A 21,621-nucleotide genomic window follows, 5' to 3' on the forward strand; every position below is an offset into this window, starting at 1 on the left:
ACGACTGTAAGCCCGACCTGACGGGACCTGGCAACAATGACAAGCGCGCTGATTGAACACATAGATGCAATTATCGTCGATCTCCCGACCATTCGCCCGCACAAGCTGGCGATGCACACCATGCAGCAGCAGACCCTGGTGGTATTGCGACTGCGCTGCAGTGATGGCGTGGAAGGCATCGGTGAAGCCACCACCATCGGTGGCCTGGCGTATGGCTACGAAAGCCCCGAAGGCATCAAGGCCAACATCGACGCGTACCTCGCCCCGGCGCTGATCGGCCTGCCGGCAGATAACATCAATGCCGCCATGCTCAAGCTGGACAAGCTGGCCAAGGGCAACACCTTCGCCAAGTCCGGCATCGAAAGCGCCTTGCTCGACGCCCAGGGCAAACGCCTGGGCCTGCCGGTCAGCGAACTGCTGGGTGGCCGCGTACGGGACAGCCTGGAGGTGGCCTGGACCCTGGCCAGCGGCGACACCGCCCGCGACATCGCCGAAGCCCAGCACATGCTGGACATTCGCCGGCACCGGGTGTTCAAGCTGAAAATCGGCGCCAACCCGGTGGCCCAGGACCTCAAGCACGTGGTCGCGATCAAGCGCGAGCTGGGTGACAGCGCCAGCGTGCGGGTCGACGTCAACCAGTACTGGGACGAGTCCCAGGCCCTCCGCGCCTGCCAGGTATTGGGCGACAATGGCATCGACCTGATCGAGCAGCCGATTTCGCGCATCAACCGCGGTGGCCAGGTGCGCCTGAACCAGCGCAGCCCGGCACCTATCATGGCCGATGAGTCGATCGAAAGCGTCGAGGACGCCTTCAGCCTGGCCGCCGACGGCGCCGCCAGCATCTTCGCCCTGAAAATCGCCAAGAATGGTGGCCCGCGCGCGGTGCTGCGCACTGCACAGATCGCCGAGGCCGCTGGCATTGCCTTGTACGGCGGCACCATGCTCGAAGGTTCGATCGGCACCCTGGCTTCGGCCCATGCATTCCTCACCCTGCGCCAGCTCACCTGGGGTACAGAGCTGTTCGGGCCGCTGCTGCTGACCGAGGAGATCGTCAACGAGCCGCCGCAATACCGCGACTTCCAGCTGCACATCCCCCATACCCCAGGCCTGGGCCTGACGTTGGACGAACAGCGCCTGGCGCGCTTCGCTCGTCGCTGACAAGCAAGGAGATAACCATGTTGTTCCACGTGAAGATGACCGTGAAGCTGCCGGTCGACATGGACCCGGCCAAGGCCGCCCAGCTCAAGGCCGATGAAAAGGAACTGGCCCAGCGCCTGCAGCGCGAAGGCACCTGGCGCCACCTGTGGCGCATTGCCGGGCATTACGCCAACTACAGCGTGTTCGATGTGCCCAGCGTCGAGGCGTTGCATGACACGCTGATGCAGCTGCCGCTGTTCCCGTACATGGACATCGAGGTCGACGGCCTGTGTCGGCATCCCTCGTCTATTCACAGCGACGATCGCTGATTCGCACCTGTATGCCTGACAAGAACAATACGAGGTAAGCACGATGACCGTGAAAATTTCCCACACTGCCGACATTCAAGCCTTCTTCAACCGGGTGGCTGGCCTGGACCATGCCGAAGGAAACCCGCGCTTCAAGCAGATCATTCTGCGTGTGCTGCAAGACACCGCTCGCCTGGTCGAAGACCTGGACATCACCGAGGACGAGTTCTGGCACGCCGTGGACTACCTCAACCGCCTGGGCGGCCGTAACGAGGCAGGCCTGCTGGCTGCTGGCCTGGGCATCGAGCACTTCCTCGACCTGCTGCAGGATGCCAAGGATGCCGAAGCCGGCCTTGGCGGCGGCACCCCGCGCACCATCGAAGGCCCGTTGTACGTTGCCGGGGCGCCACTGGCAGAGGGCGAAGTGCGCATGGACGACGGCACTGACCCAGGCGTGGTGATGTTCCTTCAGGGCCAGGTGTTCGATGCCGACGGCAAACCGTTGGCCGGTGCCACCGTCGACCTGTGGCACGCCAACACCCAGGGCACCTATTCGTACTTCGATTCGACACAGTCCGAGTTCAACCTGCGTCGGCGTATCATTACCGATGCCGAGGGCCGTTATCGCGCGCGCTCGATCGTACCGTCGGGGTATGGCTGCGACCCGCAGGGGCCAACCCAGGAATGCCTGGACCTGCTCGGCCGCCATGGCCAGCGCCCGGCGCACGTGCACTTCTTCATCTCGGCACCGGGGCACCGCCACCTGACCACGCAGATCAACTTTGCGGGCGACAAGTACCTGTGGGACGACTTTGCCTATGCCACCCGTGACGGGCTGATCGGCGAACTGCGTTTTGTCGAGGATGCGGCGGCGGCGCGCGACCGCGGCGTGCAAGCAGAGCGCTTTGCCGAGTTGTCATTCGACTTCCGCTTACAGGGTGCCAAGTCGCCTGACGCCGAGGCGCGAAGCCATCGGCCGCGGGCGTTGCAGGAGGGCTGAGTTCAAGGTTGTGTCACTGTGATTTTGCCTGGGGCTTTCCGTGCGGGGAGGTCCCGGGCTTTTTGTCGCCAGGGGCGGGTGATCTAGAATCGTCTTTTTGTTCAGGCCTCCCACACCATGCTCCCCATCGCGCTGCTGCCAACCACCCTCGACCAGGCTTCGCTGATCCGCAATCTCTACCAGTTCTATTGCTACGAGTCCTCCGACTGGGAGCAGGAAGACGTCGAGGCGGATGGCCGTTTCTACATCCACGAGGAGCACCTGCAACGTTACTGGCAGGACGACGGCTGGGGCGCGTATCTGGTGCTGGTGGACGGATTCATCGCCGGCTTCGTCCTGGTCGAGCGCAGCGAACTGCCTGGCATCGATGCGCAGGAACTTGCCGACCTGTTTATTTTGAAGAAGTACCGTCGCCAGGGCATCGGCCAAGCGGTGGCGTTGCAGTTGCTGAGTGGCGAGGGAGACTGGCTGCTGCGTTGCTACGCACAGGATCTGCCCGCCGTGGCTTTCTGCAATGCCGTGCTGGCGAGCCTGCCGCGGCCGGCGCAGGCTATCGCCTTGGGGGATGAGCCGGACTTGCTTAATTTCCTGGTGACCGGCACCCGCCATTGAGGGGGCGCCTTTTCGTTGGTGCGGATAAGGGATAGTGCCATTTTTGTGATGTGCTTCACAAAATGCTCACGAGCGGCATAATGCCACCATCGCTTTCCAAGACCCGGCCGCCGCTTGCCGGGGTCCCTTTTCATGCGCTTCGAAGGTTCAGGTAAAGTTCATGTCGCTCGCAGCAAACCCCGACATCATGTACCGGCTGTTGATCCAGAGCGTGGTGGATTATGCCATCTACCTGCTCACCCCTGAAGGTATCGTCGCCAACTGGAACCCCGGCGCCCAGCGCGCCAAGGGGTACCGTGCCGAGGAAATCGTCGGCCAGCATTACTCGTTGTTCTACACCGATGCCGAGCGCGTAGCCGGGTTGCCGGCGTTAAACCTGGAGCAGGCGCGCAGCACCGGACGCTTTGAAGAAACGGGCGCACGCCTGCGCAAGGACGGGACGGTCTTCCACGCCCATGTGGTCATCGAAGCGGTGTACGACGATGCCGGGCAACTGGTGGGTTACGCCAAGGTCACCCGCGACATTTCCGAACGCCACCGCCAGGAGCTCGAACTGCTGCAGGCCAAAGAGCTGGCCGAGCAGTACAGCCAGGAAATGGCCAAGCTTTCGCAGTTTCTCGACTCGGTGATTGCCAACATTCCCGCGAGCGTCATCGTCCAGGACCTGGAAAGCCAGCGCATCCTGTTGGCCAACCAGCAGGCCGAACGCCTGTTCGGCGGGCCGCAGCGCAGCATGATCGGCCAGTTGCCCAAGGAATGCCTGGCGCCGGCTGCCGGTGACTACCTGGAGCAGCAATTCGTGCGGGGTGCCCGCAGCACCAAGGGACACGCCGCCGAAACGCGCGTCGAGACCGCCCGTGGCCCTCGCACCCTGCGCAGCCGTACCCTGCTCAGCCAGAGCCGCGAGGGGCAGGCCGATTACGTGTTGTTCGTGGCTGAAGACGCCACCGAAGAGCTGGCCGCCCATGCGCAGATCCATCACATGGCGCACCATGACGCGCTCACCGGGCTGCCCAACCGTACGCTGTTCCACGAACGGCTGCGCCAGGCCCTGTTGCGCGGCAGCGAAAACGCCAAGCTGACGGCTGCCCTGTGCCTGGACCTGGACAACTTCAAGAACATCAACGACTCCCTTGGCCATGCGTTTGGTGACAAGTTGCTACGCGAGTTGGGCAAGCGTCTGCGCCGCGAACTGCGTGAGCACGACACCTTGGCCCGCCTGGGTGGCGACGAGTTTGCCGTGGTGCTGACGGGCCTGGAGGGGCGGGATGCCGCGTGTAATACCGCGCAGCGCCTGATCAAGGCCATCAGCCCGCCATTCCAGATCGAAGGGCATCAGTTCGTGGTGGGGGTGAGCATCGGCATCGCCATCGCGCCTGATGACAATGACCAGGCAGAGCAACTGTTGGGTTACGCCGACATGGCCCTGTACCAAGCCAAGCGTAACGGCCGTAATCGTTATGAATGCTTTGATGTCGAACTGGACGTTGCCGCCCGTCAGCGCCGCCTGGTGGAAACCGACCTGCGCACAGCGCTGCACCTGGGGCAGTTGCAGTTGCACTACCAGCCGGTAGTCGATCATCAGACCAGCAGCGTTACCGGTTATGAGGCGCTGCTGCGCTGGGAACACCCGACCCGTGGCATGGTCATGCCGATGGACTTCATCCCCATTGCCGAAGAAACCGGGTTGATCCACGAGTTGGGCAACCGTGCGCTGAATCTGGCCTGCCAGGAGGCGGCCAGTTGGGAGAGTGAGCAGACGGTGTCGGTCAACCTGTCGGCGGTGCAGTTCAAGAACGGCGATCTGGTGCATACCGTCGCCCTCGCGCTGGCCGACTCGGGCCTGCCGCCGCAGCGGCTGGAGCTGGAAATTACCGAGTCGGTACTGCTGGGCAACAGCGAGGAAAACGTGCGCACCTTGCGCGCGCTGAAAGACCTGGGCGTGTCCATTTCACTGGATGACTTTGGTACCGGCTACTCATCGTTGGGCTACCTGCGTTCGTTCCCGTTCGACCGGATCAAGATCGACAAGTCGTTCGTGCATGACATGTGCGACAGCCGCGAGGCCATGTCGATCATTCGCGCCATTACCGAGCTGTCCAACAGCCTGATGATCAAGACCACGGCCGAAGGCGTGGAGTCGGAGGAGCAGATGCGCCGGCTCGCGGCGGAAGGCTGTTCGCACTTCCAGGGCTACTTTTATGGGCGGCCGGCACCGGCGAGCGAGCGGTTGAAGCAGGTCATCACGCAAGAACAATGACTTGCGCGGCGGCCTCAGCTGTTCCAGTCCGGCGCAAACGGCGGGCTAACCACGCGCTGGTCTTTCGGCAGCCCGGCAATGGCTGCGCGGTCTTCGTCATCCAGCTGCACGGTCAACGCGGCCAGGTTGGCCAGCTGGTTTTCGCGGCTGCTGGCTTTGGGGATCGCCGCCACGCCGTCCTGGTCCAGCAGCCATTTCAGCGCGACCTGGCTGGGCAGTACGCCATGCTTGCGGGCAATCGCCTGGATCACTGGCTGCGCCGCTGCCTGGCCGCGTGCCAGCGGGGTGTAGGCGGTGAGCAACAGGTCATGGCTGCGAGCGAAGTCGAGTAGCGGTTGCTGGCTGAGCAGAACATGGTATTCCACCTGGATCGCCGACAACGGCGCGCCCAGGGTTTCCACCACCTGGCGCAGTAACCCCAACGGGAAGTTGGCCACCCCAATATGGCGCGCCTTGCCTTCGTCACGCAGGGCTACCAAGGTGTCGATGCTGCGGGCCAGGTCCCAGTCTTTGCCTGGCCAGTGGATGTGGAACAGGTCGACCTGTTCGGTACCCAGCGCGCGCAGGCTGTCTTCCAGCGACTGACGCATGGCGTTGGGCTCCAGGCGGTCCCACCAGACCTTGGTGGTCAGGTGGATCTGCTCGCGTGGCACGTCGCTGTCGCGCAGCGCCTGGCCAACGGCTGCTTCGTTTTCGTAGGCGGTGGCAGTGTCGATGTGCCGGTAACCCACGTCCAGTGCCTGGCGCACGGCCTGGGTGCATTCACTGCCGGTCATTGGCCAGGTGCCCAGGCCGATGGCGGGCAGGTCCAGGCCGGTGCGGGTGCTGAGCCTTTGCATGTAAATTCCTTGTAGGGTGTGCAGGGTCGGTCGATGGTCGGCGATCAACCGTGCACGGGCCATGCAGACAAGGTGGAAAGTGGTCGATCAGCGAACACAAATTGCACTTGACCGGGTCAAGCGGCAAATGAACTTCCTTATGCTGCGGCATCTCTTCTAGAATCCCAGCTGTCACATCCGCCAGGCAATGCCTGCGCGGCCTTCCTTGGGCGGGGCATGTTGCCGCGCCGTCATCGAGAGAGCCATGAGTTCCAGCACACCGCTGTCCGGCGTCAACCAACCCCTGCGCGGCATCGCTTTGGTGGTGGTGGCGACGTTCCTGTTTGCCAGCCACGATGCCTTGTCCAAATTCCTGGGTGGCCTGTACCCGATAGTCATGGTGGTGTGGGCGCGTTATGTGGTGCACACGTTGCTGATGGCCGGTATCTTCCTGCCCAAGTCTGGGCTCAATGTATTGCGCACACGCCGGCCGGTACTGCAGACCTTGCGGGCCCTGAGCCTGCTGAGCACCAGCCTGCTGTTCACGACCGGTTTGCAATACCTGCCACTGGCCGAGGCCACGGCCGTCAACTTCCTTGCCCCGGTGCTGGTCACCGCGCTGTCGGCGCCGCTGCTCAAAGAGCGAGTGACAGTGGGGCAGTGGGTGGCGGTGGTCATGGGCTTTATCGGCGTGCTGGTGGTGGTGCACCCGGGTGGGGCGATGTTTACCCCGGCCATTCTGTATCCGTTCGGTTCGGCGTTGGGCTTCTGCTTCTATCAGTTGCTGACGCGGATTCTGGCGGCGCATGACAGCCCGACCACCAGCAACTTCTACGCGGGGCTGTGCAACACCTTGGCAATGAGTGCGCTGGTGCCGTTCTTCTGGGAAGTGCCGCGCTGGGACCATGCCCTGTTGATGCTGGCACTGGGGGGCTTTGGCATGACTGCGCACCTGCTGCTGACCCAGGCCTTCCGCCATGCGGCGCCGGCGTTGCTGGCGCCGTTCAGCTATTGCCAGATCGTGTTTGCCGGGTTGCTTGGCTTCGTGGTGTACAGCCAGGTGCCGGATACCCTGAGCCTGGTGGGGATTTTGGTGATCTGCCTCAGTGGGCTTGGCGCAGCGTGGATGCAGCGCAGCAAATAGCAGTTGCGTACTTCAGGCTTTACGGCCGGTAGCAACAGCGTTGTGCTGCGAAGAGGGCATCACGGCGTGGCCATGAACTGCAGGATGCGGTCGCGCAGCCAGCGCTCGGCGGGGTCGTTGTCCTGGGCGCCGCTCCAGACCATCGACAGCTCGGCCTCGGTGATGTCGAACGGCGCCGGGTCGGCGCGCAGGCTGCCGTCGTCGGCGAGGGCACAAGCGGCATAGTCCGGCACCGTGGCGATCAGCTCGGTGTTGCGCAGCAGGGCGCGCAGGCTACCGAACTGCGGCACCGCCAGCACCACCTTGCGGCAGCGACCGATGCGTGCCAGGTCGAGGTCGATATTGCCGCTCATGTCACCGGAAAACGACACCATCACATGCGGGCGGGCGCAGTATTCGTCGAGGGTCAGCAGCCCCGGGCGGTCGTCGGCGCGCAGCACCCGTACACCGATGCCGCGCAGCTTGCGGCGTTTGGCGGTGGCCGGCAGGTCGGTGGTATAGCTCACACCTACCGAGATCTCGCCGCTGGCCAGCAGGCCCGGCATCAGCAGGAAATTGGCCCGCCGCACTACCACGCTAATGGCGGGGGCTTCTTCACGCAGGGCCTGCAGCAGGGCCGGAAACAGGCCGAACTCGGCATCGTCAGAAAGGCCCAGGCGGAACACGTTGCAGCTGTTGGCCGGGTCGAACTGGCGGGCGCGGCTGATGGCGGCGGAAATCACGTCCATGGCCGGGCCCAGTTCGGCAAAGATCTGCATGGCCCGTGGGGTGGGTTCCATGGCCCGGCCGCTGCGGATCAGCAGCGGGTCGTCGAACAGCTCGCGCAGGCGGGCGAGGGCGGCGCTGACGGTGGATTGGGTGATAAACAGCTTTTCACCCACGCGGGTCAGGTTGCGCTCGATCATCAGGGCTTCGAACAGCACCAGCAGGTTCATGTCGACGTGGCGCAGGTCGTTGCGGTTCATGAGGGCTCGGCGTCCTGGGCAAAGGGTATGGCTTTGTATTGAAGCATGGTGCAGGGCCCTGTGCCTTGTATGGATGTGCCGGCCTCATCGCGGGCTTGACCGCGATGAGGCCGATACAGGCCTGCGCCTGACAGAGCCAGCCTATCAGGCCCCAACAGCCACTCTATTAGAACTCTGCCCAAGCTCGGCTAGTCTTTCTCGTGGCCCCGCGAATTCCGCGACAGGGCAGCGCGTCAGCACCTGCGTGCAAGACCGTGCCCCCCCGCCGTGACAGCTTCGCAAGCCCCGTGTACACCTGATGAGGGGTAGTACGAGCCCACCCGCTCGGCTGAAAGAACACTGGCATAGACCGGAAATCTGGATAACCGACCCAAAGGTACCCGCAGATGTCGAACGAATCGAAATGCCCGTTCCATCAAACCGCAGGTGGCGGCACCACCAACCGTGACTGGTGGCCTGACCAGCTCAACCTGAGAATTCTTCACCAGCATTCCTCCAAGTCCAGCCCCGACCCGGACTTCGACTATGCCAAGGCGTTCAAGAGCCTCGACTTCCAGGCCCTGAAGAAAGACCTGACTGCCCTGATGACCGACTCGCAGGATTGGTGGCCGGCCGACTTTGGCCACTACGGCCCGCTGTTCATCCGCATGGCCTGGCACAGCGCGGGCACCTACCGCATTGGTGATGGCCGCGGTGGTGCGGGCTCTGGCCAGCAACGCTTCGCCCCGCTCAACAGCTGGCCGGACAACGTCAGCCTGGACAAGGCCCGGCGCCTGCTGTGGCCGATCAAGCAGAAGTACGGCAACAAGATTTCCTGGGCCGACCTGATCGTACTCACCGGTAATGTTGCCCTCGAATCCATGGGCTTCAAGACCTTCGGCTTCTCCGGCGGGCGTGCCGATGTGTGGGAGCCGGACGAAGACGTGTACTGGGGGTCGGAAAAGGTCTGGTTGGGCGGCGATACCCGTTACGGCAAGGATCAGGTCAAGGCGCAGCCGCCGGGGCAGGGTGACCTGGTGGCCGAGCCGGCCAAGCATGGTGAAGAGCAGAATCGCGACCTGTCGGCCGAACGTAACCTGGAAAACCCGCTGGCCGCCGTGCAGATGGGCCTGATCTACGTGAACCCGGAAGGCCCGGAAGGTAACCCCGACCCCGTGGCCTCGGGCAAGGACATCCGTGAAACCTTTGGCCGCATGGCCATGAACGATGAAGAAACCGTGGCCTTGATCGCCGGTGGCCACGCGTTCGGCAAGACCCATGGTGCCGGCCCCGCCGACAACGTCGGCCCCGAGCCGGAAGCGGCAGGCCTGGAGATGCAGGGCCTGGGCTGGCACAACACGTTTGGCTCCGGCAAAGGCGGGGATACCATCACCAGCGGCCTGGAAGTGACCTGGACCTCCACCCCGACCCGGTGGGGCAACGAGTACCTGAATAACCTGTTCGACTTTGAGTGGGAGCTGACCAAAAGCCCGGCCGGCGCGCACCAGTGGCGGCCGAAAGACGGCAAAGGCGCAGGCACGGTGCCCGATGCACACGATCCCGGTAAAAAGCACGCACCGTCTATGTTGACCTCCGACCTGGCATTGCGTTTCGACCCCATTTACGAGCCAATCGCTCGCCGCTTCAAAGACAACCCTGAGCAACTGGCGGATGCTTTTGCCCGTGCATGGTACAAGCTGATCCACCGCGACATGGGCCCGCTGGCGCGCTACCTGGGCCCGGAAATGCCCAATGAAGAGTTGCTGTGGCAAGACCCGTTGCCCAAAGCTGACCCATCCACGATCAGCGAGCAAGACATCGCGGCCCTCAAGGCCAGGATCCTGGCCTCCGGTTTGAGCGTGGGCGAACTGGTCTCCACCGCCTGGGCATCCGCGTCGACCTTCCGCGGCTCCGACAAGCGCGGTGGTGCCAACGGCGCACGTTTGCGCTTGGCGCCACAGAAGGACTGGGCTGCAAACCAGGGCGTGGACAAGGTGCTGGCGGCATTGGAGAAGATCCGGGGCGAGTTCAACAACGGCGGCAAAAAGGTTTCCCTGGCCGACCTGATCGTGCTGGCCGGTACCGCGGCAGTCGAAAAAGCTGCCAAGGATGCGGGTTACAGCGGCAGCGTAGGGTTCCGCCCGGGCCGAGTCGATGCGTCCCAGGAGCAGACCGACGTCGAGTCGTTCGCCGTGCTGGAACCGCTGGCCGATGGCTTCCGCAACTTCACCAAGGCACGCTACAGCGTCAAGGCCGAGAAACTGTTGCTGGACAAGGCGCAGTTGCTGACCCTGACCGCGCCGGAACTGACCGTGCTGATCGGTGGCCTGCGGGTGCTCGGTGCCAACCATGGTGGCAGCAACCTCGGCGTGTTCACCGACAAGCCGGGGACGCTGAGCAACGACTTCTTCCGCAACTTGCTGGATATGAGCGTGGAGTGGAAACCGACCTCGGCGGACAACGAAACCTTCGAAGGCCGCGACCGCAAGACCGGGCAGGTGAAGTGGAGCGGTAGCCGGGTCGATCTGGTGTTCGGTTCGCATGCCCAGTTGCGGGCGTTGAGTGAGGTGTATGGCAGCAGTGATGGGGGTGACAAGTTTGTCCGCGACTTTGTGGCCGCCTGGCAGAAGGTCATGGAGCTGGACCGCTTTGATTTGAAATAGCGTTGCCTGGCGGGGGGGCGCGCTCAGCGTCCCCTTGGCCAGTGGTTATCCCGCCAATTCCAGGTCGGATAGATACAAAAGTGTCCTCGTCGGTTCTGTTGCAATGCTTCTCAGGCGGCCGGCCTGAACAGCGTGCTCACAACGACAAGGAACCCCGACCATGCAAATGCCCAAGACCCTGAAAATCCGCAATGGCGACAAGGTGCAGCCAACCTTCTCCGCTCAGGAATACGCTGCTCGCCACGCCCGGCTGCGGGCCTATATGGCCGAGCAGGACATCGAGGCGGCAATCTTCACCTCGTACCACAACGTCAACTACTACAGCGATTTCCTCTACTGCTCGTTCGGCCGCCCCTATGCGCTGGTGATCACCCAGGACAAGGTGGTCTCGATCAGTGCCAACATCGACGGCGGGCAACCCTGGCGGCGCACGGTCGGCACTGACAACATTGTCTACACCGACTGGCAGCGCGACAACTATTTCGTCGCCATCCAGCAGGCGTTGCCGCTGGCCTCGCGCATCGGCGTGGAGTACGACCACCTGAACCTGCAGAACCACGGCAAACTCGCCGCCTGCTACCCCAAGGCCGAGCTGGTGGACATCGCTGCGCCGTGCATGCGTATGCGCATGATCAAGTCGGCCGATGAGCAGGCACTTATCCGTCACGGTGCACAGGTGGCCGACATCGGCGGGGCGGCAGTGGTCGAGGCCCTGCGTGAGCAGGTGCCCGAGTACGAGGTGGCACTGCATGCCACCCAGGCGATGGTGCGCGAAATTGCCAAACGCTTCCCCGACGCCGAGCTGATGGACACCTGGACCTGGTTCCAGTCCGGGCTCAACACCGATGGCGCACACAATCCGGTCACCAGCCGTCGTGTGGGCAAGGGCGAGATCCTCAGCCTCAACTGTTTCCCCATGATCGCCGGCTACTACACCGCGCTGGAGCGCACCCTGTTCCTTGACCACTGCCCGGACGAGTACCTGCGCCTGTGGCAGGCCAACGTCGAAGTGCACGAAGCCGGGCTGAAACTGGTGCGCCCGGGCATGCGCTGCAGCGATATCGCCCGCGAACTGAACGAGATCTTCCTGCGCCACGACCTGCTGCAGTACCGCACCTTCGGGTATGGCCATTCGTTCGGCACGCTCAGCCATTACTACGGCCGCGAGGCGGGGCTGGAGCTGCGCGAGGACATCGATACCGTGCTGGAACCGGGCATGGTGGTGTCGATCGAGCCGATGATCATGCTGCCTGAAGGGCGGCCGGGGGCGGGCGGTTATCGCGAGCATGACATCCTGATCGTCAACGACAGCGGCGCCGAGAACATCACCAGGTTCCCGTATGGGCCGGAGCACAACATCATTCGCAAATAAGCATCGGCGTCGGCTGCTTCGCGGGCAAGCCCGCTCCTACGGGGATTTCACCGTTGTCGTAGGCGCGGGTTTTCCCGCGAAAAGGCTGGCCCAGACAACAACAAGATCCCCGTATGACCACCAGACCCTGCCTCCAATTAAAAGAACCAGAGGGTACCCGTCATGTCCAGCACCACCCTAGACCCATCCGCCATCGCCGGCCCCGCGCACAACGCCGAACGCCAGGCGCTGCGCAAGGCCGCCCGGGCCAGCTTCATGGGCAACTTCGTCGAGTGGTTCGACTACGCCGCCTACGGCTATCTGGCCACCATCATCGCCGCCACCTTCTTCCCGCAAACTGACAAGACCACCGGCCTGCTGGCTACCTTCGCGGTATTCGCGTTGTCGTTCCTGGTACGCCCGCTGGGCGGCATTGTCTGGGGCCATTTCGGCGACCGACACGGTCGGCGCAACGCGTTGTCCTGGTCGATCCTGATCATGTCGGTATCCACCTTCTGCATCGGCTTGTTGCCGGGCTATGCGCAGATCGGGCTGTGGGCACCGGCCCTGCTGTTGCTGATCCGCCTGGTACAGGGGTTTTCCGCCTCGGGTGAGTACGCCGGGGCCGCTGCGTTCCTGGCCGAGTACGCGCCGCCTGGGCGGCGTGGCTTGTACACCAGCATCGTGCCGGCCAGCACGGCGGCGGGGTTGTTGTTCGGTGCGGCGTTCGTTGCGGTGCTGCATGAGCTGCTCAGCAGTGAAGCCCTGCATGAATGGGGCTGGCGCCTGCCGTTCCTGCTGGCGGCGCCGTTCGGCCTGGTAGGGCGCTATATCCGCATGAGCTTGCAGGACACGCCCAAGTTCCTGGAGATGGAGCAGCGCCTGGAAACCAAGGCCGGCATGGCCACGACGCCGCTGCGCGAACTGCTGGGCCAGCACCGGCGCAGTCTGGCGATCGGCATAGGTGTCACCTGCCTGAATGCGGTTGCGTTCTACCTGTTGCTCAGTTACATGCCGACCTACCTGTCCAGTGAAATGGGCATGAGCGAGCGGGATTCGTTCATCGCCTCGACGGTGTCGCTGGCCACCTATATCGGCTTGATCTTCCTGATGGGGCGGCTGTCCGACCAGTTTGGTCGCAAGACCATGCTGGTGGTGGCCTCGCTGTTGTTCCTGGGGTTGACCGTGCCGTTGTTTCGCCTGCTGGACGGCCAACCGCTGCTGGTGATTCTGGCCATCCAGATCCTTTTCGGTGCGATGCTGGCGATGAACGATGGGACCTTGCCGTGCCTGCTGGCCGAAATCTTTCCGACCCGGGTGCGCTTCAGTGGGTTTGCCCTGAGCTTCAATGTGGCCAATTCGCTGTTTGGCGGGACTGCGCCGTTCATTGCCACCTGGCTGATTCAGGTGACGGGCAGCAAGCTGGCCCCGGCAGGATACCTGCTGGCGGCAGCACTGGTGGCGCTGGTGGCCATGCTGATGTGTCGGGAGACGGCGCACGCGGCCCTTGAAGATTAGTTGACCTGCACTGGCCTCTTCGCGGGCAAGCCCGCGCCTACAACGGCCTGTGGCGGACCACCGATGTGCGTGTAGGCGCGGGCTTGCCCGCGAAGAGGCCAGCAATGCCAATACCTGACCCCCGTCAGTGGAGAGAGGCCTGCCGCCGCTCCCCTAAAGGCGACAGCCCGAAGAACCGGCTATAACTCTTGGAAAAATGCGCAGGCGAACTGAAGCCGCAGGCCAGCGCTACCTCACGCACTTGCACGTCGCTGCGCAGCAGTAACTCCCGCGCCCGCGACAGCCGCAGTTCCAGGTAATACTGGCTGGGCGTGCGCTGCAGGTACTTGTGGAACAGCCGCTCCAATTGGCGCACGGTCACGTCGTTGAGGCTGGCCAGTTCCTCCAGCCCCAGCGGCTCCTCCAGATTGGCCTCCATGATCGCCACCACCTGGCTCAGTTTGGGCTGGGCGCTGCCGAGCAGGGTACGCAGCGGCACACGCTGCCGCTCACGCTCACCGCGTACGCGGTCGCACAGCAACAGCTCGGCGGCCTTGGCCGCGATGTCCTGGCCGCCCGTGTCGCGGGCCACCAGTTGCAACATCATGTCCATGGCTGCCACGCCGCCTGAGCAGGTGTAACGGTCGCGGTCCAGTTCGAACAGCTGGCTGGAGATCACGATACCGGGGAAGTGTGCCTGCAACGTCGGCAGGTCTTCCCAGTGGATGGTGCAGCGGTAACCCTTGAGCAATTCGGCCTTGGCCAGCAGGTAGCTACCGGTGCAGATGCCGCCTAGCGGCAAGCGCTGGCGGGCCAGTTGGCGCAACCAGTCGATCAATGGGCGGTTGCTACGGCTTCGGTCGATCGGGTTGGCGCCAACCACCAGCAAAGCATCCAGCGCGGGGGCGTTGGCGATGTTGTAGTCGGGCAGTACGCGCATGCCGTTGCTGGCCACCACCGGCGCGTCGTCTGCGGCGATCAGCACACTGCGATACAGTGGCTTGCGCGCGGCCAGGTTGGCCATGCGCAGGGTCTCTACCGCCGACGCAAGGCCGATGGTGGTGAAATTGGGCAAAATCAGGAAGCCAAAGGTCTTTGCCGAACAATTCTTTACACTAGACGGCGATAGGTTTGCAGAAGCGGGGTGGACCATTGCGCTGTTCCTGTGCAAGCTGAGGCCTGGTTGGTCAGGGGCAGTGAGAAAGCAGAGCCTCGCGTGGTTCTTGTTGTTATGGGTCGTTGCCGGGTCGATCATACACCCCGGATGCAGCGGCCAGGAATGGCCCCGCCGGCTGGCAGGGCCGACAGTGATTGCACAGAGAAGGTGAGCGTCAGTGAACCCCGAAACCATGCTGGCGGGCTTGCCAGGCTATGCCATGGCCCCCGAAGCGATCCAGGTGCTGCCCGATGCCAGGGCTTACCGCGCCTGCCTGTTCGAGCGCATCCGTACGGCGACTCGGCGCATCGTTATTGTCGCGTTGTACCTGCAGGAGGATGAGGCTGGCCAGGAAGTGCTGGATGCCTTGTACCAGGCCAAGGCCGAGCGGCCAGGCCTGGAGATCACCATCGTGGTCGACTGGTTCCGCGCCAGGCGCGGGCTGCTGGGGGCCGGGCGTCAGCCGGGCAATGCCGCCTGGTATCAGGCCCAGCGCCAGTTGCGCGGGCTGGACATCGCGATCCATGGCGTGCCAGTGCAGACCCGCGAACTGTTCGGGGTGTTGCACCTTAAAGGCAGCATCATCGACGATTGCGTGATCTACACCGGCGCCAGTCTGAACAACGTCTACCTGCATCGTTTCGACCGCTATCGCCTGGATCGCTACCACGTGTTCCAGTCACCGGCACTGGCTGATGCCATGGTCGGCCTGGTGCAGCGTTTGCTGCACCACACCGCCACACCGCGCCTCGACCTGCCGGCGCCACCTTCCACCCGCAGCCTGCGCGGCGACATTCGGCGTTTACGCGCAAGGCTGCGACGCATGGCCTACGAGGTACCGGCCAGCATGACGGGGCAGGGCTTGCAGGTGATCCCGCTGCTGGGTGTGGGCCGTGGCAATCCACTGAATCGGGCGCTGTGCGCCTTGCTGGCAGTGGCGCGCACGCAGATCATCATCAGTACGCCGTATTTCAACCCGCCACAGGTCGTGATGCGCGAACTTGACCATGCCCTGGCACGGGGGGTTGGGGTGGAACTGATTGTCGGTGACCGCACCGCCAACGACTTCTACATCGCCCCTGGCGAACCGTTCAGTGCCAGTGGTGCATTGCCCTATCTGTATGAGGACAACCTGCGCACCTTCGCCCGCCGCCGCCACGCCGCGATTGCCAGCGGCCAGCTGCAAATACGCATCTGGAACGATCCGGGGCATACCTTCCATGCCAAGGGCGTGTGGATCGACCAGCGTTATTCGCTGCTGACCGGCAACAACCTGAACCCGCGCGGGTTCAACCTGGACCTTGAGAACGGCCTGCTGATCGACGACCCGCAGGGGCAATGGCTGGCGCCACGGGAAGCGGAGTTGAGCGAACTGCGGCGCTTTGCGCCGAGAATCGGTTCGGCAGAGGCGCTGGGGGAGAAGGCCGAACATCCCAAGCAAGTGCGCAAGTTTCTGCGTCGGTTGCGCTATAGCCGGTTGGAACCGTTGATCAAGCGGGTGCTCTGACATCGCCTGTACTGGCCCTGTCGCCGGCAAGCCAGCGACAGGGCCAGAGTGGTGCGCACCGCGCATTGATGTCATTATGATATTGCTGCCCACGGCCCTTTGTCAGGGGCTGGATTACAATGTGCAGGCAACCGTGCAAGGCCCCTCTGAACGTGATCACGATCGCATACAGTCGGGCCTTTTCCCGTTAACCAGACAGGCCAATGCGTATATGGCGTTAGATCCACCCACGATGCTGACTATTTCAGTCGCTTTGGCCGCTGCGGCCGCCTTGTACCTGGCGATTGAATGGCGCAGTGTGCGCGAAACCTCATTGCTTTACTGGAGTGCGGGTTTCGCCACGATTACGGTTGGTAGCACCCTGGCATTGTTGCGCGGGGTCGGCTTGCTGTTCATCGGTATCTGGTTCGCCAATGGCTTGCTGGTGGTGGCCCACGTTTTTTTCCTGATCGGCGTGCTGCGCTTCACCCAGGAGCGCTTGTCACGTGCCTGGTTGATGATCGTGCTGGTCTGGTTCGCCTTGCTGCTGCTGCCCGTGGGCCCGCAGTGGTCGAAGGTGATGCTGATGGTCAACTCGTTGTTGGTGGCCTCGCTGACGCTCAAGGCCAGTTTCCTGCTGCGGCCACATGGCAAATCGCTGAGTGTCGGGGCCGTGCAGCTGCGCTATGTGTTGCTGATCCATGGGCTGTTCTATGTGGCCAAGGCGGCCATCGCGATCACGCCAGGCACGCTGATTGACCTGGCGACCTTTGGCGGGCTGATCATTCAGGTTTCGCTGGTGGAAGGCGCGATGGCGATCATGCTGATTGCCTTGTCGATGACCGGCACCGTACGTTACCGGCGTGAAGAGCGGATTGCCCGGCTGGCCGCCCGTGACCCGCTGACTGCGCTGTACAACCGGCGTGCACTGGAGGTGAGGGCGGGGCATTTCTTCAAAGATGTGAGCCCGGCGCAACCTGGAGCATTGCTACTGATCGACATTGACAACTTCAAACTGGTCAACGACCTGCACGGGCATATAGCCGGCGACCGTTTGCTGATTGCCTTGAGCGAGATGATTCGTACGGCGCTGCCCGAGCGCTCGCTGGCGGCGCGATTGGGCGGGGATGAATTCGTCATCTTGCTCAGTGGCGCGAGCAGTGAACGGGTTATGGAACTGGGTAGTGGGCTGCGTGAGCAGTTCCAGCAGTACGCCGACAAGACGGTGCCTACGCCCCAGGCGGTGACCTTGAGCATTGGTGCCAACGTGTTCGATCAGCCGCCGGCGAGCCTGGCGGCGTTGATCGAGCAGGGGGATGTGGCGTTGTACCAGTCCAAACGTGGGGGGCGCGACAGCATTCGGTTTTTCGAGCGGACGGTGGTTGAACTCCGGCAGTGAGCGAGTCACCTAGGTGGGGGCGCTTTCATGTAACCCATGTGGGTGATCCGTACAGACGCTCCCGTCACCCGGCCCCCGCGTTTGACGGGCATCCATGCCCGTCCTTAGTAAAGCAGCGTGGTCAGGTTGCCACCTGATAGCACGGTACATACGCCGCGCCGCCGGGCAGCTTCATCCGGTGCTGGTCGACGAATGCCTGCAGCAGCCGGCCCAGCGGGTCCAGTACGGCGCTGTCACCGTGGATCTGATACGGCCCGTGTTCCTCGATCAGGCGGATGCCTTTGTCCTTGACGTTGCCTGCGACAATCCCGGAAAACGCCCGGCGCAGGTTGGCCGCCAGTTCATGGGGCGGCAGCTCACGACGCAAGTCCAGGTCGGCCATGGCCTGGTGGGTCGGGTCGAACGGTCGCTGGAAGCTCTCCTCGATCTTCAGCAGCCAGTTGAAGTGGAAGGCATCGTTGCGCTCGCGGCGGAACTGCTTGACCGCTTTGAGGCCTTCGACCATGTGCCGGGCGACTTCCGCCGGGTCATCAATGATGATTTCGTACAGGCGATGGGCCGCTTCACCCAGCGTGGCGCCGACGAAAGCGTGCAACTGTTGCAGATAAGGCTCGGCGCTGCGCGGGCCGGTGAGCACCACCGGGAACGGCAGGTCGTGGTTGTCCGGGTGCATGAGGATGCCCAGCAGGTACAGGAACTCCTCCGCCGTGCCGGCACCGCCTGGGAAGATGATGATGCCGTGGCCGACACGCACGAAGGCCTCCAGGCGCTTCTCGATGTCTGGCAGGATCACCAGTTCGTTGACGATTGGGTTGGGTGCCTCGGCGGCGATGATGCCGGGCTCGGTGAGGCCCAGGTAGCGGCTGCCGTGCATGCGTTGCTTGGCGTGGGCGATGGTGGCGCCCTTCATCGGGCCTTTCATCACGCCCGGGCCGCAGCCGGTGCAGACATCCAGCTTGCGCAGGCCCAGTTCGTGGCCGACCTTCTTGGTGTACTGGTATTCCTCGGTGCTGATCGAGTGGCCGCCCCAACACACCACCATCTTCGGCTCCACGCCCGGGCGCAAGGTACGCGCGTTGCGCAGCAGGTGGAACACGTAGTCGGTGATGCCCTGGGAGCTTTCCAGGTCGATGCGCTGGCTGGCCAGCTCGCTTTCGGTGTAGACGATGTCGCGCAAGGCGCTGAACAGCATTTCACGGGTGCTGGCGATCATTTCGCCATCGACGAAGGCGTCGGCCGGCGCGTTCAGCAGCTCCAGGCGCACGCCACGGTCCTGTTGGTGGATACGCACCTCGAAGTCTTTGTAGGCCTCAAGGATAGTCTTGGCATTGTCGACATGGGCGCCAGTGTTGAGGATTGCCAGGGCGCACTGGCGGAACAGTGTGTAAAGGCTACCGGTACCGACTTCACTCAGTTGCTGCACTTCACGTTGTGACAGCGTCTCCAGGCTGCCTTTGGGGCTGACGGATGCATTGATGACATGGCGTTGAGGCATCTAAGTCTTTCCTGTGCGGGTAAAACATCCTTCTTTGACACCACCATACCGAGAAATGTGGACGGCAACGAGGGGGGCTGTGAAAAACCTTGAGACCGGGCGGCCTGCTTCGCGAGTAAACCCGCTCCTATACAGGTACAGCGCAAGCCTTGATGGCGGTGCGGACCTGTGTAGGAGCGGGTTTACCCGCGAAGCAGCCGACTCGGTCTCCCGTCAGCCCAACAGCTTCTGTACCCCCAGGGTAATCGCCAACCCCCCGCCAACCAGCCACAGGTTGAGGATCGCCCCGGTCGCCAGCGCCCGTGGCCCGGCCTGGCGAATCTGGCTGAAGCGGGTCTCCATGCCCAACGCCGTCATGGCCATGGTCAAGGCAAAGGTGTCCAGGCTGTTCACGGCCTGGGTCACGCTGCCAGGCAGCACTTGCAGTGAATTCACCAGTACCAGTGCCAGGAAGCCGAAAGCGAACCAGGGCATGGCAATGCGCCCGTTGCCCTGCGCCTGGCCAGCCTTGCGCGAACGGCTGATCCACAGGCCCACCACCAGCAGTACCGGCACCAGCAGCATGACCCGGGTCATCTTGACGATGGTGGCGATATGCGTGGCTTCGGGGCTGACATTACTGGCCGCGCCTACCACCTGCGCCACTTCGTGGACTGTGCCGCCCAGCAACAGCCCGGCGCCCATGGTATCCAGATGCAGCCAGCCGGCATTGATCGCCAGCGGGTAAAGGAACATCGACAAGGTACCGAACAGCACCACGCTTCCGACTGCCATGGCGCTTTTATGGGGGGCGCTGCGCAGCGCCGATTCAAATGCCAGCACGGCGGCAGCGCCGCAGATAGCGCTGCCGGCGGCGGTGAGCAAGGCGGTATCGCGGTCGAGCTTGAACACTTTCATGCCACACCACAGGCCGATCAGCAGGGTACTGGTGACTACCAGCACCGACACGATAAGCCCCGACCAGCCGACTTCGGCAATTTCCTGCAGGCTTACCCGCAGGCCAAAAAATGCCACCGCAATGCGTAACAGGCCGCGAGCGGAAAAATTGATGCCTGCCGCCCAGCTTGCCGGTACGCCGTCACGCAGCGCGTTGCCATACAAGGCACCTGCGACGATACCCACGATCAGCGGGCTGATGCCCAGGTTGGCGATAGCGGGCAGGGCCGCCAGTTGAGTGACTGCGACCGCGAACAGCGCGACGAAAAGAATGCCATTGAGCCGCCCTCGGGTGGAGAGGGTAGGGGCAAAGGCAGGGTTGGACGGAACCGTGGCCATGTGAGTCCTCCGGAAAAGGTGTTTCGACAAGGCCTACGTTAATCTGGTTATAAGCTTATAAAAAATCGTAATTTAGGATGGCAAATATCCGAAAAGCTGATAATTTTCAAAAATGACCCCAGAACAGCTGATAACATTCGCCACGGTTGCCGAACACGGCAACATCAGCCATGCCGCTCAAGCCCTGCACCTGTCGCAGCCGGCGGTGTCCGGCCAGCTCAAGCTCTTGCAAGAGGCGTTTGGCGAACCCCTTTACCAACGTGCCGGCCGCGGCGTGCGGCTGACAGCGGCCGGTGAGCAGTTGCTGGCGCATGCCGAGCGCCTGCGCGAAACCTTCCGACAGGCGCAAGCACTGCGCGAGGCCATGCGCGGGCTGGAGCGCGGCACCTTGCGCATCGGCGCCAGTACCACGCCCGCCAGTTACCTGCTGCCTTACCTGATCGCCGATTTTCACGGGCGTCATCCGGATGTGCTGGTCAGCACCTCGCATGGCAATACGGCGGAGATCGTCGCCGCCCTGGACAGTGTTGATATTGCCCTGATCGAGGGGCCGCCCGGGCAGGAGTTGCCGTTGGGTACGCAAGTGACGCCGTGGCGCGAGGACGAGATCGTGGCGATTGTGCCCCGTGGGCATCCCCTGGCAAGCAGTGACCAGCAGACACTGGCGGCGCTCGGCACCTACCCCTTGGTACTGCGTGAAAGCGGCTCGGGTGTGCGGCAGATCGTCGAGCGGGCGTTTGCCCGTGATGGCGTGGCAATGCGAGTGGCGCTGGAGATCGCTGGCGTTGAAGGGGTAAAAGAGGCGGTCCGGGCCGGGATGGGGGTTGGCTTTGTGTCGGCGATGTCCATTCGTCATGAAGATGGGGCGCTGCACCGGCTGCAGGTTGCGCCGCAGGCGCTGGTGCGGCGTTTTTCCATTCTGTTGCCGCATGGGGCTACGCCTTCGCGGGCTGCCTCGCGGTTTCTTGAATTGTGTATTGCCATGCAAGAGGTGGGTTGACTGTGCTGGCCTCTTCGCGGGCGTGCCCGGTCCCACAGGTTACAGCACAGATGTTGAAGACTGTGCTGTACCTGGA

General features: G+C 63.2%; 17 protein-coding genes. 12 read left to right on the forward strand and 5 right to left on the reverse strand.

All coding sequences use genetic code 11. The features are described from left to right. Positions 1-36 precede the first annotated feature (36 nt). From LMH93_RS10565 to LMH93_RS10585, 5 genes are all read left to right on the forward strand, one after another. The gene (locus LMH93_RS10565; protein ID WP_003256112.1) at positions 37-1,158 is read left to right on the forward strand and encodes a muconate cycloisomerase family protein; all 1,122 of its coding nucleotides are present in this window, start codon (positions 37-39) and stop codon (positions 1,156-1,158) included. A 17-nt stretch (positions 1,159-1,175) separates the two neighbouring features. Further along, positions 1,176-1,466 carry a muconolactone Delta-isomerase gene (gene catC / locus LMH93_RS10570; protein WP_003256111.1) on the forward strand — a complete coding sequence of 97 codons (291 nt, stop codon included), beginning with the start codon at positions 1,176-1,178 and terminating at the stop codon, positions 1,464-1,466. A 43-nt stretch (positions 1,467-1,509) separates the two neighbouring features. Further along, the gene (gene catA, locus LMH93_RS10575) at positions 1,510-2,445 is read left to right on the forward strand and encodes a catechol 1,2-dioxygenase (protein WP_003256110.1); all 936 of its coding nucleotides are present in this window, start codon (positions 1,510-1,512) and stop codon (positions 2,443-2,445) included. A 117-nt stretch (positions 2,446-2,562) separates the two neighbouring features. Continuing rightward, positions 2,563-3,057, forward strand: a complete 495-nt coding sequence (locus LMH93_RS10580) for a GNAT family N-acetyltransferase (RefSeq protein WP_003256109.1) — start codon at positions 2,563-2,565, stop codon at positions 3,055-3,057. Positions 3,058-3,217: 160 nt separating this feature from the next. After that, on the forward strand, positions 3,218-5,317 hold the full coding sequence (locus LMH93_RS10585) for a putative bifunctional diguanylate cyclase/phosphodiesterase (RefSeq protein WP_004577501.1): 2,100 nt from the start codon (positions 3,218-3,220) through the stop codon (positions 5,315-5,317). Between the two features lie 14 nt (positions 5,318-5,331). Here the strand turns inward: LMH93_RS10585 and LMH93_RS10590 are convergent, their stop codons facing one another. Beyond that, on the reverse strand, positions 5,332-6,156 hold the full coding sequence (locus tag LMH93_RS10590; protein ID WP_003256107.1) for an aldo/keto reductase: 825 nt from the start codon (positions 6,154-6,156) through the stop codon (positions 5,332-5,334). Between the two features lie 244 nt (positions 6,157-6,400). On the opposite strand from LMH93_RS10590, the gene LMH93_RS10595 reads away from it, so the two are divergent. Further along, complete coding sequence (locus LMH93_RS10595; protein WP_003256106.1) at positions 6,401-7,279, forward strand: DMT family transporter; 879 nt, start codon at positions 6,401-6,403, stop codon at positions 7,277-7,279. 59 nt (positions 7,280-7,338) lie between these two features. Here LMH93_RS10595 and LMH93_RS10600 read toward each other — a convergent pair whose 3' ends face one another. Then, positions 7,339-8,244, reverse strand: a complete 906-nt coding sequence (locus LMH93_RS10600; protein WP_019751087.1) for a LysR family transcriptional regulator — start codon at positions 8,242-8,244, stop codon at positions 7,339-7,341. Between the two features lie 386 nt (positions 8,245-8,630). Here LMH93_RS10600 and katG point away from each other — a divergent pair, with 386 nt between their 5' ends. From katG to LMH93_RS10615, 3 genes are all read left to right on the forward strand, one after another. Then, positions 8,631-10,886 carry a catalase/peroxidase HPI gene (gene katG, locus LMH93_RS10605; protein ID WP_060546046.1) on the forward strand — a complete coding sequence of 752 codons (2,256 nt, stop codon included), beginning with the start codon at positions 8,631-8,633 and terminating at the stop codon, positions 10,884-10,886. A gap of 160 nt (positions 10,887-11,046) precedes the next feature. After that, a complete protein-coding gene (locus LMH93_RS10610) occupies positions 11,047-12,258 on the forward strand; it encodes a M24 family metallopeptidase (protein ID WP_185279495.1) in 1,212 nt (403 codons plus the stop codon). 162 nt (positions 12,259-12,420) lie between these two features. After that, on the forward strand, positions 12,421-13,755 hold the full coding sequence (locus LMH93_RS10615; RefSeq protein WP_103462361.1) for an MFS transporter: 1,335 nt from the start codon (positions 12,421-12,423) through the stop codon (positions 13,753-13,755). A 124-nt stretch (positions 13,756-13,879) separates the two neighbouring features. Here LMH93_RS10615 and LMH93_RS10620 read toward each other — a convergent pair whose 3' ends face one another. Then, the gene (locus LMH93_RS10620) at positions 13,880-14,887 is read right to left on the reverse strand and encodes a GlxA family transcriptional regulator (RefSeq protein WP_014860028.1); all 1,008 of its coding nucleotides are present in this window, start codon (positions 14,885-14,887) and stop codon (positions 13,880-13,882) included. Between the two features lie 181 nt (positions 14,888-15,068). Between LMH93_RS10620 and pssA the strand changes: the two genes are divergently transcribed. After that, the gene (gene pssA, locus LMH93_RS10625; protein WP_004577497.1) at positions 15,069-16,397 is read left to right on the forward strand and encodes a CDP-diacylglycerol--serine O-phosphatidyltransferase; all 1,329 of its coding nucleotides are present in this window, start codon (positions 15,069-15,071) and stop codon (positions 16,395-16,397) included. 232 nt (positions 16,398-16,629) lie between these two features. Continuing rightward, positions 16,630-17,775, forward strand: a complete 1,146-nt coding sequence (locus LMH93_RS10630) for a GGDEF domain-containing protein (protein ID WP_004577496.1) — start codon at positions 16,630-16,632, stop codon at positions 17,773-17,775. A gap of 121 nt (positions 17,776-17,896) precedes the next feature. Here LMH93_RS10630 and ppnN read toward each other — a convergent pair whose 3' ends face one another. Beyond that, positions 17,897-19,270: a nucleotide 5'-monophosphate nucleosidase PpnN gene (ppnN, locus tag LMH93_RS10635; RefSeq protein WP_003256095.1), complete on the reverse strand. Its 1,374-nt coding sequence runs from the start codon at positions 19,268-19,270 to the stop codon at positions 17,897-17,899. 213 nt (positions 19,271-19,483) lie between these two features. Continuing rightward, positions 19,484-20,545: a YeiH family protein gene (locus tag LMH93_RS10640; RefSeq protein WP_003256093.1), complete on the reverse strand. Its 1,062-nt coding sequence runs from the start codon at positions 20,543-20,545 to the stop codon at positions 19,484-19,486. A gap of 112 nt (positions 20,546-20,657) precedes the next feature. On the opposite strand from LMH93_RS10640, the gene LMH93_RS10645 reads away from it, so the two are divergent. Next, entirely contained in the window at positions 20,658-21,545 is an 888-nt protein-coding gene (locus LMH93_RS10645) for a LysR family transcriptional regulator (RefSeq protein ID WP_230065138.1), read from the forward strand. The last annotated feature ends 76 nt before the right edge of the window (positions 21,546-21,621 follow it).

The organism is Pseudomonas sp. CIP-10 (genome assembly GCF_020911845.1).
GTDB classification, from domain to species: domain Bacteria; phylum Pseudomonadota; class Gammaproteobacteria; order Pseudomonadales; family Pseudomonadaceae; genus Aquipseudomonas; species Aquipseudomonas alloputida.

What these genes read in the sequence shown, in the direction of transcription:
- LMH93_RS10600 (WP_019751087.1), bottom strand. Translation starts at nt 8,244, where the DNA reads ATGAACCGCAACGACCTGCGCCACGTCGACATGAACCTGCTGGTGCTG.
- LMH93_RS10565 (WP_003256112.1), top strand. Translation starts at nt 37, where the DNA reads ATGACAAGCGCGCTGATTGAACACATAGATGCAATTATCGTCGATCTC.
- catC (WP_003256111.1), top strand. Translation starts at nt 1,176, where the DNA reads ATGTTGTTCCACGTGAAGATGACCGTGAAGCTGCCGGTCGACATGGAC.
- LMH93_RS10620 (WP_014860028.1), bottom strand. Translation starts at nt 14,887, where the DNA reads ATGGTCCACCCCGCTTCTGCAAACCTATCGCCGTCTAGTGTAAAGAAT.
- LMH93_RS10580 (WP_003256109.1), top strand. Translation starts at nt 2,563, where the DNA reads ATGCTCCCCATCGCGCTGCTGCCAACCACCCTCGACCAGGCTTCGCTG.
- LMH93_RS10615 (WP_103462361.1), top strand. Translation starts at nt 12,421, where the DNA reads ATGTCCAGCACCACCCTAGACCCATCCGCCATCGCCGGCCCCGCGCAC.
- LMH93_RS10610 (WP_185279495.1), top strand. Translation starts at nt 11,047, where the DNA reads ATGCAAATGCCCAAGACCCTGAAAATCCGCAATGGCGACAAGGTGCAG.
- LMH93_RS10595 (WP_003256106.1), top strand. Translation starts at nt 6,401, where the DNA reads ATGAGTTCCAGCACACCGCTGTCCGGCGTCAACCAACCCCTGCGCGGC.
- LMH93_RS10640 (WP_003256093.1), bottom strand. Translation starts at nt 20,545, where the DNA reads ATGGCCACGGTTCCGTCCAACCCTGCCTTTGCCCCTACCCTCTCCACC.
- ppnN (WP_003256095.1), bottom strand. Translation starts at nt 19,270, where the DNA reads ATGCCTCAACGCCATGTCATCAATGCATCCGTCAGCCCCAAAGGCAGC.
- LMH93_RS10590 (WP_003256107.1), bottom strand. Translation starts at nt 6,156, where the DNA reads ATGCAAAGGCTCAGCACCCGCACCGGCCTGGACCTGCCCGCCATCGGC.
- LMH93_RS10645 (WP_230065138.1), top strand. Translation starts at nt 20,658, where the DNA reads ATGACCCCAGAACAGCTGATAACATTCGCCACGGTTGCCGAACACGGC.
- LMH93_RS10585 (WP_004577501.1), top strand. Translation starts at nt 3,218, where the DNA reads ATGTCGCTCGCAGCAAACCCCGACATCATGTACCGGCTGTTGATCCAG.
- katG (WP_060546046.1), top strand. Translation starts at nt 8,631, where the DNA reads ATGTCGAACGAATCGAAATGCCCGTTCCATCAAACCGCAGGTGGCGGC.
- LMH93_RS10630 (WP_004577496.1), top strand. Translation starts at nt 16,630, where the DNA reads ATGCTGACTATTTCAGTCGCTTTGGCCGCTGCGGCCGCCTTGTACCTG.
- catA (WP_003256110.1), top strand. Translation starts at nt 1,510, where the DNA reads ATGACCGTGAAAATTTCCCACACTGCCGACATTCAAGCCTTCTTCAAC.